We start from the raw sequence: 10062 nt of genomic DNA on the forward strand, positions 1-10062 counted from the left end.
GTAATTTATGAAGTTGATTTTGATAATCTTGTTTTAAATTTGAAAGTTCTAATAAAGATTCTTCAATTGAGGTATCTAATAATAATTTTTTAGTTTTTTTGTAATCTCTAACAATTGATTCAAGAATAATTAGTAAGCCAAATAGGAAACCGGAACTTAATGAATCATCTTTATTAAAATCATCTAACATCATAAAAGTAAATTTTAAAATATTGTCGATGTCTACATGATTTATGCTGGTGATGTTTTGCAAATCTATGTGGTCGATTTCGCTGAAGTATAAAAAATGTGACAGGACTGATAAACCATTATTAAAATCATGAGAATTAACAATTTCATTAAATTGTTCGTCAGTCTTAACAGTATTAGAATTTGATTTAAGAAATTGGTTTTTATATATATTATTTAATTCTGTAATAAAGTGATTTAAAGATAGTTCATTAAATTTTTTTATTGGAAAATTACTATAAGTGCCTTTGAATTTATTGATGTCATCAGTATATTTATTTTCAATTAAACTAAAAGTGTGATGTGTGTTAGATGCTTTAAAGATCTTACTTATAAGTTTAGCAGTAAAATGATCGTGTTCTAAAAGAATTTTTTTATTTAAGCATTTACATAAATATAAAGAAATTGAAAACACATGAATAGAACCAAAGATAATAGAAAGTTTGTTTTTTTTAGCATAGTCTAAACTTAAATCTCTAATTGAATATAGATCAACTACCGGATTTTTCTTTATGTATTGGTCAATAAATTTAAAGGGAATTTTAATTAAGCTAATAAGAAAATTATTCTTTTCTTTTTCTGTATTCATACAAGATATAATACCAATTAAATATTGTGTTGCTAATTGATTTGAAGCACTTAATGAAGTCAGTCTGATATCTTTATAAAAAGGGCTATTCTTATAAGCATTATAGTATTTTTCTTTATCAAGCGAGTATTGGGTAAATATTTTTTTGTGAAGCAAATTTGAGCAACCCAATGAATAAGGTATATAAAAATCAAAATCAATCTCTGTATCTAAGATTTCATAATATTTATCAAAATTGGTAATTGAGTCCTTTAGGTTTGGGGAATTATTGTACAACAAATCATCTCCTAATCTTTATTTATTAAAAATAATTTTATACTATAAGGTATTATTTGGGGAGGGATAATTGAAAGTTCACTTGATTTTACTTTTTTGGGGCATTTAGTAAACTCAAATCCCCTAATGCTATCCGTAGCATTTCTACTTTTTTTGTAGAAAAAAGGGATTGATTAATGGGGATCTCGGCACCTCCCGTTACTATAAAGGTAATAATTAAAGGAGGTGCCTTTCATACGCCACAGCGAAAATTAACGATTGGCCCCTTCACATTATATCCCGAACTAAAAAAATCCTCTAATAGCGTACATTTATAGAAGAGACTGTTTCACCTAAAACAATATGCACTGCCTATTTTCACACAAATGTAGGAACAGTTAATGCTCTTTTCATTATCAGAAGAGAGTTTACGATTAATATTAGCAGTGATAAAATATAAAAAAGTAATAGGAGGTAAATCATGGCTTTGTTAGAATATTACCATCAACTAATTGATAATTCTAAGGGGATTATAGAAATGTCTTTGAACGACAACCACGCTGAATATTCTAAATGCCAAGCATTTTTAGATGATTTAAATGAATGGAAAGCTGTAATAGAGAACCGTTTTGAGAAAGAACTTTATTTTTATGCAATTAATGAATATCAAAGAAGTATATATTTAGCATTACAAGGTTCTTACCGACATTCTTTTATGGCACTTAGGTTCTTTATTGAACATACTTGTGCTGCAATTTATTTTTCTACTCGAGAAATGGAATTTAGGTTGTGGACTAAAGCCGAACTGGATATCTCATGGAGTAAGATAACTGATGAAGATATAGGTATTTTTTCTACTAAATTTATAAAACTTTATTTTAGTGACCTTAATAGCAAAGCTGGAGAATTTCGTGGATTAGCAAAAAAAACTTATAGAGAGTGCTCTGAATATACACATGGAAATTATGGAACCTACGAGAATATAGACTTAAAATTATCCTATAATAAGCAATTAAGTGACCGATACATAAATTTAGCGGGAAATGCAAAAATTTTAATTATATTTTTATTAACCGCACGTTTTTACAAAGAAATTGATTTAAGTTTAAATCCTAATATACTAAATACGATAACTGATCATATCGGATTTATTGAATATTTTGCTTATCAAAATAAATAGGGGTGATTTTAAATGGTCAATATATTTTATAGAACTGAAGAAATTAAAAATGAAGAAATTTTAAATTATTTTGTTGAATCAGCGCAAGAAAGACAAATTATTGATAAGTTAAAATTGTCATCACCAGTAATATTGGTGGGAAGTCGTGGAGTTGGAAAATCATTTTTATTTAAAGTTGCTCAAAAAGAGATGCTCGATTCTTTTGATGAAAAAAAAGTTTTACCTGTATACGTTACTTTTAGAAGTAGCTCCTTACTAGTAACAAATAACAAGAACAAATTCCATAACTGGATGTTAGCTAGAATATGTAACGAAATTTTAAGAGCTTTAAAAAAGAAAGGATTAGTAGATATTACAAATTCAAGTTTTACTGTACTTGGAGATAAGGGTATGGGAAAAGTTAGCAATCTTGAACAAATTGTTGAATTGTATGAAAATTCCTGGAAAGACCCTAATCAAGAAATAAATGCTGCAGAAATCCCTACGATTGATGCTTTTTTAGATGCAATAGAAGATATTTGTGAAGATGTGGGTATTAATAGAATTGTATTATTTATTGATGAAGCAGCACACGTATTTTTACCAGAACAACAAAGACAATTTTTCAATCTTTTTAGAGATCTAAGAAGTCCTTATATTTCTTGTAATGCTGCAGTCTATCCAGGTGTAACTGTATATGGGGAGTTTTTTCAACCTACACATGATGCTAGTTTGATTAATTTACATAGGTCTATTAATGAAGAAGATTATATTAGACATATGAAGGATATGGTAGTAAAACAATTAGTAGCTAGTTCTGATACAACTAGTGAACAAATTAGCCAACTATTAAAACGTGGAGAAAATTTTTCGATTTTAGCTTACGCTGCAAGTGGGAATCCACGACATTTGTTAAAAACAATTATTTCGTCTGGAAAACTTGAAAATAAACAAGTAAATGAAACAATTCGAAGCTATTATAGAACTGATATTTGGTCAGAACATTCTAATTTAGCAGAGAAATATAAAGGACATAGAGAATTAATAGATTGGGGCAGAAATTTCATAGAAAATGAAGTACTGCCATCAATTGTTAAGAAAAATGCCGAAAGACTTGGAGAAGATAAGAAAACATCTTCATATTTTTGGGTACATAGAGATGCACCACAAGTTGTTAAAGAAGCTTTAAGGCTATTGGAATATACCGGTATTTTATTTGAAGAAGGTAAAGGAATTAAAGCTACTAGTAAACAAGTTGGCAGTCGTTATTTTTTAAATATAGGAATTTTGATTTCAAATGAAGCGGTATCAACTTCTACAGCGTTGGATATTATTAGATCTATTTCCCCTAGAAACTCTACAGAATATGGGATTAACAGTAAAAATTACGAGTCTTTAAAAGTAGATTTTAAAGGTTTAAATGAACCAGATATGCCAGGGGTTTTAAATGAAATACTTTCAAAAGAGATAGAGGTATTAGATTTACCAGTTTGGCAAATTGAAGAACTGAAGAATGTGAGCATATTTAAAATCAAAGATATATTGTTGGCTAATGAGGAAGATTTTAAAAAAATTTATATGGTAGGGGATGTTCGAGCTAGACGTATTAAGTCTGCAGCGATTTCAAGTGTTTATGAGTATTTATCGGATTAAAAAATATTAATAGAATTTATTACGTTTAAAAACATCAGTTTTTATTTTCTAATAACCATCACATATATTACCCGCCAGCGTATGATGTTTTTAACTATAAAATAACTATGAGAATTTGAAATTGAACGAAATACGGTGAAATCGATACGAGCGAAAACCGTTTAAAATTCAACCTTCTACTATTATATAGTACGCTCTGAAATAGCTGGAATTTTAGAACGTAAAAAACCAGGTCTACGCGGCGCTCGTCGTGCTCCTCAGTTCTCAAAACGTTAATATCGTTGTTATATCAACGTTTTCCAAGCCCTTTCTCGAATTTTCGAGAAAGGGTTTTTTTGTTTGGAAAATGTTATTATACCTGGGTTCTTATACTTAGAATTTCAAGTATTCCAAGAAATCCTGAGGCACTGTTATTGACTGGAATATCAGTAGCAATTATGATGTGTAATTTACATAGAAATGGCTGATACTACTGTTAAGTTGTTTATTCTGAAAGTGGAGGTCAATATATGAAAAAGCTACTAATATTATCACTTGCAGCAATGGCACTTCTTGGTGCATGTCAGAATAAAACTGACGTAAAAAAAACGGAGGAAGTAAAGACAGGGAATACTGCAGATCAGAGACAGGGTGAAATAACAGAAGGTCAAGCAAACGCTAACATTCTTAGTAGTGCAAACTGGCAAGCCACAAAAGTTTACGATAAAAATAATAAAGATGTAACAGCTGAGAATTCAAATTTAATGGGCCTTGCGAAATATGACGCTGACTCAGGACGCTATGAATTCTTCGATCCAAATACAGCTGGAAGTATTGACGATAAAGGGACTTTCTTTATTACGCATGACGGAAAGCATAGAATATTGATTTCACAAACGAAAAATTATCAAGTAGTTGAAGAAATTACTACGGTAAAAAATAATATGTTTACGTCTAAGAGAATGGGTAAAGATGCAAATGGCAACGATGCAGAGGTATTCGTTGAGCATGCTCCTTATAAGGAAAAAAAGCTAACATTTACTGAATCAGCTAAAGCTTTAAATAATTCTACAGGCCCAATTGTTAAGGATGTGGATGGAGATAAAATCTTAGCTGATACGCTTTGGCAAGGAACAGTTGTATTAGATGTAAACAAAAATGATGTAACACAATATAATACAAATTTTATTAGTATTGCGAAATATGATGCTAATACGAATAAATATGAATTTTTCAATCCTGAAACAGGTAAAAGTCGCGGTGACTATGGATACTTTAATGTTATCGATGGAAATAAATTAAGAGCCCATGTTTCAATTGGCGACAATAAATATGGAGCTGTGCTCGAAATTACCGAGCTAAATAATAAAAAATTCACGTATCAAAGAACTGGTAAAGATAAAGATGGTAAGGATATAACAGTATTTGTTGAGCATGAACCTTATACAGGTAAGTTTAAACCTGAATTTACACTAAAATAAAAAATATTAACGGCGTTAGTCCTTGTTGTTTAAATGGATTAATGCCTTTTTATTTTTACTAAAAAAGTATCTTCTACTACAAAACAAACCTCTTAATTATAGCTTCTTTCGATATACAAATATCCGCTGAAAGTAGGCTGAAAATTCCTTTCCGATTACTTAAAGAGTTTTTTTACTTTCTGGCATAGTTTAATCACTAACTTCGTACACTAAATATAAAAGGGTGGTGGATATGGGTGAAGCGCTGGCTTGCACTAGGAGTAATTATGCTAATGAGTATAGTGGTCGTGGCATATGAAACGAATGCTTCGAACCGTAACTTCTTCTTACCGGACCCACTTGGTGGCCAAAAAATTGTCATCGATGCGGGACACGGAGGTCAAGATGGAGGTGCTTCAAAGGGCGAAGTAATTGAAAAGGATATTACACTTGCAATTGCTCAGCATGTTGAGAAGCAATTAAAGAAAAAAGGCGCAACGGTCGTAATGACTCGAACAAAAGATGGAGATGTTATCGATGAGCACGCGTCCTCAGAAAAGTTTGGAACATTGAGAGAACGAAAAAAGCAGGACATCTTTTTAAGAAAAGATATAGTAGAAAAAGAAAAACCGGATATTTTTATTACAATTCATGCAAATGCCATTCCTGAAACAAAATGGCGTGGAGCACAGGTGTTTTATCATCAAGAAGGACATGCTGAAAGTGAATTATTAGCAAAGAGCATTCAAGATGCTATTCGTACTAATTTGAAAAATACTGACCGAGAAGCAATGTCTATAAAACAAATATATTTACTGAAAAAAGCTGAGGTACCTGCTGCACTAGTCGAAACAGGATTTATAAGTAATGATGAGGAACGTGCACTATTAACAGATAAGAAATACCAAGAAAAAATGGGAGATGCCATTGTTGAAGGTATAGAAGAGTATTTATTAGCTAAAATTGAATAGAGCAACAACACAACGTAAATTAAATCATTATGATATACTAACATTGAGATAATATAAGGGGAGTGTTCGTCGTGATAAATGAACAACAAGTACGAGAAATACTAGGACAACTACAAGATCCATTTTTACATAAATCATTCGCAGAAACAGACGGTATTACAAACGTAACAATAAAAGAAGAGAAGAATCATGTCAGTGTAAAAATTGCGATTGCTAAAACAAATACACCTGAACAATTACAGTTACAAATGAAAATTGTTGAAGTTTTGAAAGAAGCGGGTGCAAATACAGTTGGAATTCGTTTCGAAGAGCTGTCAGCAGAAAAACTACAGAGCTTCCGTGGCGTAGCAACTGAAGCTGAGGCACAAGATATTTTATCTCCGCTTAGTACAGTACAAGTTATTTCAATTGCCTCTGGTAAAGGCGGTGTAGGGAAATCTACAGTATCAGTAAACTTAGCTGTTGCATTAGCTCGTCTAGGTAAGAAGGTTGGCTTAATTGATGCTGATATTTATGGATTCAGTGTGCCTGATATGATGGGTGTTACAGATATGCCTAAAGTAGTAGACAATCGAATTTTCCCTGTTGATCGTTTAGGTGTGAAGATGATTTCGATGGGCTTCTTTGTTGAAAATAACGCACCGATTGTATGGCGTGGACCAATGTTAGGTAAAGTGTTAGATCAGTTCTTCCGTGATGTAGAATGGGGCGAGCTAGACTATCTACTATTGGATTTACCCCCAGGTACAGGTGACGTTGCATTAGATATTCACCAAATGCTTCCTTCATCAAAAGAAATTGTTGTAACAACACCACATCCAACGGCAGCGTTCGTCGCAGCTCGTGCGGGTGCAATGGCTTTACAAACAGACCATGAAATTTTAGGCGTTATTGAAAACATGGCATGGTATGAATCAAAATCAGGTGACCGTGAATTCGTATTCGGTCAAGGTGGAGGTCCAAAGTTAGCAGAAGAGCTACGTACAGAGCTACTTGGTCAAATTCCTCTTGGTCAACCTGACTGGTCAGAAGAAGATTTTGCACCTTCTGTTTATGCTGAAAAGCACACAACAGGACAAATCTATTTAGACATCGCGACGAACATCATCAATAAATTAAATAAATAATGAAAACGGATTTCCTCAAACAATGGAGGAAATCCGTTTTTACATATAAGTGGTTATTGAGTGCCTTTTTTCTCATTACCCTCACCACCGCCAGCTTCTTCTTTTTTACCGCCGCCAGCCTTACCTGTCTCTCCACCGCTCTTCCTAATAAGCTCCTGCCATTTTGTTTGCATAAGCGGACTTTCAATCGTTTCCTTGACGACTTCCTCCATTTGTTTTCGTATATTGGAGGATTTTAGAATAGTCTCTAACTGCTTTTGCATATCTGGCTGGCCAAAGAAAGCTTCCATATCTTTTTGGAAAGTGGGGTCTTTTATTAATTCCTTCATAATATCCTGTTGTTGCTTCTGCATACTTTTAGCTACGGTTTCCTTAAATTTTGGATCTTCGAACGTTTTCTTCCAAAAGTCTTCTGCTTCTTTGGAAAGCAAGGTAGCCTCAGTAGCCTTCTTCACTTCATCATGTTCCAAAACTAATAATTCACGGAAACTTGGTTCCTCTAAAAGCTTTCGCAGCGCCTTTTTACCATCCTCAGTTTGTAAAGAGTCGATCATTATTTTTTTTATTTCTTCATAGGACATGGTAGAGGCTTTATCTTGTGAACAGGCAGAAAGAAACAGCATTAGAATTAGTAGTAAGAAGAATTTTCGCATCAATCATCAGTCCTTTCTATAGATAGACTCTTTCAATTATTGTTCACATTTATGATGACTTTATGTATTGGTTACGATGAGAAATAGCTTTTTTAACAATGCATTGTTAAAATAAGTACAGATATATATTGAGAAATTGGGGGACTTTTAGTTGTGACGATACGAAATTGGGCAAAGTTTTTCTTCTTTGCAATGCTCGTTGGTGGCGCAGTCAACGGAATTTGCAGTTTATTTATTCGATGGGACTTCTTTCAACCATACATAACAAATGGTCACTGGGGTGAATTTTTAGCCGGGCTTTTATGGATGGTTTTCTTAGGATTTACAATGAGTGTTATTGCACAAGCAGGCTTTTTTGCTTATTTAACGCTCCATCAAGTGGGAGTTAATATTTTTAGAACACTTACATTATGGAATTGGGTACAGCTATTATTAATTGCTATTACTATTTTTGATATTATATTCTTCCGCTTTATACCAGGTGTAAAAGATGGACAAAGTTGGTTATTCTATGTTGGCTTGTTAATTGTATTAATAGTAGGTGCTATAGCAACAGCTATTCAAAAAGTAAAATTAACTGGAAAAAAACACGTTTTCGTTTCAGCATTATTTTTTATGATTGTTGTTACAACACTAGAATGGACAATTGCATTAATGGGTCGCGATGAAAATATTAACGAGTATGTTGCACTATTACTATTCCCACTACTCGCTGTAAATGCTTATCAATTATTAGTATTACCAAAATATAATGCAAAATCCGAAGAAGATCGTCAAAGATTAGAAGCACGCCGCAAAGCACGTCGTGAACAAGCTAAAAACGCGTAATAATTAACAAAAGAAGTTGCCTCTATTAGTTAGAGGCAACTTCTTTGTAATCCCGCATTAACGGGCGGGCAGTAATTATCGAAAGTGAAGCGTCAGGTACAAGACTTCTGCCGTAAAATTTAGCGAAAGTGTGGGAAATCAACTGTCCGTAAAAGCCCGATTGATGAAGACTAATAATCAGTGGGGATGTAGAAAACCCCCACTTAAAGTTTCGCTTTATGGTGATTTTTTTGTTTGAACTTTATAGCCGAATATATTTTCCTCAATCGACATAAATTTATTTTGTTGTAGAAATGTATTCAGCTCTTTAATCGAGATTTTATTATTTTGGTGTAAAGACATAAAAACAAAATCTCCCTTTTGTAATTTAGGTGTTTTTTCACCTTTCCAGATTAGAGAGGGAGAAAGTATATTCATCTGCTGTTGAAATAAGTTATTTTGTAAATCCTGCGAATACTGGTGATTTCGTGTTGCAAACCAAAGTGGGGTTTCTTGTAAGTGCTTTTCGTAAATATTAATATCTTTTTGAACGACGGCAAGATCAATTGGCTTATCTACGGAATCCTCAGGCCCTAATAATCCTGTAGGTAGTTTTCGCTCTTGAATGACTTTTAGGTGCTCGGATGAACGTTCAATCCATGCAGCATCTAACAAAAGAAGCGGATAAGGTTCTTTTACAGTTTTAAGCCAATCCAACAGGGTTTCATCAGAGAAAGAAATTTCGACAATAAGTGATGTACCATAATGTCCTTTTGTTACAACTGCTGGAGCATCAGCGATATTAAATACAGAAATCATAGTAGAATTTATCGGCTTTATAAAGACAAACAGTATTACGATGAAAAGCAGTGAAATCAAAGTTTTACGAACCATTCATAACAACCTCGTTTCTATATTTTTAACTTCTTTCAGCAAATGATTTCGTAGCGAAAGCAAGGCGTCAGCTACAAATGTTTTCGTAGCGAAAGCAAGGCGTCAGCTACAAATGTTTTCGTAGCGAAAGCAAAGCGTCAGCTACAGAAGTTAATGCCTCCGGCGGATGTCGCGGAATCGGAAAGGAGTTAATAAAGGATGTTAGCCTAAAATCATCGCATCCATGCGATAACGGCTAACTGACCTGCATCACGCAGGCCTAAGCACAAAGCCGATTCCGGACGCAA

Annotated in this window: 10 protein-coding genes; 7 read left to right on the plus strand and 3 right to left on the minus strand. The window is 33.2% G+C overall.

Annotated elements, in window-relative coordinates; genetic code table 11:
- The coding region (locus ACFCYJ_RS26685) for a hypothetical protein (RefSeq protein ID WP_376078915.1) at nucleotides 1-1093 on the minus strand (1093 nt) is incomplete at its 3' end.
- A 460-nt stretch (nucleotides 1094-1553) separates the two neighbouring features.
- On the opposite strand from ACFCYJ_RS26685, the gene ACFCYJ_RS26690 reads away from it, so the two are divergent.
- The 6 genes from ACFCYJ_RS26690 to ACFCYJ_RS26715 all read left to right on the plus strand — a co-directional run bounded on the left by ACFCYJ_RS26690 (nucleotide 1554) and on the right by ACFCYJ_RS26715 (nucleotide 7421).
- Complete coding sequence (locus tag ACFCYJ_RS26690; RefSeq protein ID WP_376078917.1) at nucleotides 1554-2252, plus strand: hypothetical protein; 699 nt, start codon at nucleotides 1554-1556, stop codon at nucleotides 2250-2252.
- 12 nt (nucleotides 2253-2264) lie between these two features.
- Nucleotides 2265-3884, plus strand: a complete 1620-nt coding sequence (locus ACFCYJ_RS26695; RefSeq protein ID WP_376078919.1) for an ORC-CDC6 family AAA ATPase — start codon at nucleotides 2265-2267, stop codon at nucleotides 3882-3884.
- Nucleotides 3885-4094: 210 nt separating this feature from the next.
- The gene (rpsI, locus tag ACFCYJ_RS26700; protein WP_376078931.1) at nucleotides 4095-4160 is read left to right on the plus strand and encodes a 30S ribosomal protein S9; all 66 of its coding nucleotides are present in this window, start codon (nucleotides 4095-4097) and stop codon (nucleotides 4158-4160) included.
- 233 nt (nucleotides 4161-4393) lie between these two features.
- Nucleotides 4394-5344 (plus strand): DUF4822 domain-containing protein, encoded by a 951-nt coding sequence (locus tag ACFCYJ_RS26705; RefSeq protein ID WP_376078921.1) that lies wholly within the window; start codon nucleotides 4394-4396, stop codon nucleotides 5342-5344.
- 236 nt (nucleotides 5345-5580) lie between these two features.
- Nucleotides 5581-6294, plus strand: coding sequence for an N-acetylmuramoyl-L-alanine amidase (locus ACFCYJ_RS26710; protein ID WP_376078923.1), 714 nt, complete (start codon nucleotides 5581-5583; stop codon nucleotides 6292-6294).
- 71 nt (nucleotides 6295-6365) lie between these two features.
- Nucleotides 6366-7421: a P-loop NTPase gene (locus ACFCYJ_RS26715; RefSeq protein ID WP_349660276.1), complete on the plus strand. Its 1056-nt coding sequence runs from the start codon at nucleotides 6366-6368 to the stop codon at nucleotides 7419-7421.
- A gap of 53 nt (nucleotides 7422-7474) precedes the next feature.
- On the opposite strand, the gene gerD is transcribed toward ACFCYJ_RS26715, so the two are convergent.
- Nucleotides 7475-8074, minus strand: a complete 600-nt coding sequence (gene gerD / locus ACFCYJ_RS26720; RefSeq protein ID WP_376078925.1) for a spore germination lipoprotein GerD — start codon at nucleotides 8072-8074, stop codon at nucleotides 7475-7477.
- 153 nt (nucleotides 8075-8227) lie between these two features.
- Here gerD and ACFCYJ_RS26725 point away from each other — a divergent pair, with 153 nt between their 5' ends.
- Nucleotides 8228-8902, plus strand: a complete 675-nt coding sequence (locus tag ACFCYJ_RS26725; protein ID WP_376078927.1) for a KinB-signaling pathway activation protein — start codon at nucleotides 8228-8230, stop codon at nucleotides 8900-8902.
- Between the two features lie 216 nt (nucleotides 8903-9118).
- Here ACFCYJ_RS26725 and ACFCYJ_RS26730 read toward each other — a convergent pair whose 3' ends face one another.
- Nucleotides 9119-9775 (minus strand): hypothetical protein, encoded by a 657-nt coding sequence (locus ACFCYJ_RS26730; protein ID WP_376078929.1) that lies wholly within the window; start codon nucleotides 9773-9775, stop codon nucleotides 9119-9121.
- Nucleotides 9776-10062 lie beyond the last annotated feature (287 nt).

The organism is Lysinibacillus sp. NPDC056232, assembly GCF_042267565.1.
Taxonomy (GTDB): Bacteria; Bacillota; Bacilli; order Bacillales_A; family Planococcaceae; genus Lysinibacillus.

Bases quoted from the DNA above. Each gene is read 5' to 3' on its own strand.
- ACFCYJ_RS26690 (WP_376078917.1), top strand. From the start codon at position 1,554: ATGGCTTTGTTAGAATATTACCATCAACTAATTGATAATTCTAAGGGG.
- ACFCYJ_RS26695 (WP_376078919.1), top strand. From the start codon at position 2,265: ATGGTCAATATATTTTATAGAACTGAAGAAATTAAAAATGAAGAAATT.
- ACFCYJ_RS26705 (WP_376078921.1), top strand. From the start codon at position 4,394: ATGAAAAAGCTACTAATATTATCACTTGCAGCAATGGCACTTCTTGGT.
- gerD (WP_376078925.1), bottom strand. From the start codon at position 8,074: ATGCGAAAATTCTTCTTACTACTAATTCTAATGCTGTTTCTTTCTGCC.
- ACFCYJ_RS26730 (WP_376078929.1), bottom strand. From the start codon at position 9,775: ATGGTTCGTAAAACTTTGATTTCACTGCTTTTCATCGTAATACTGTTT.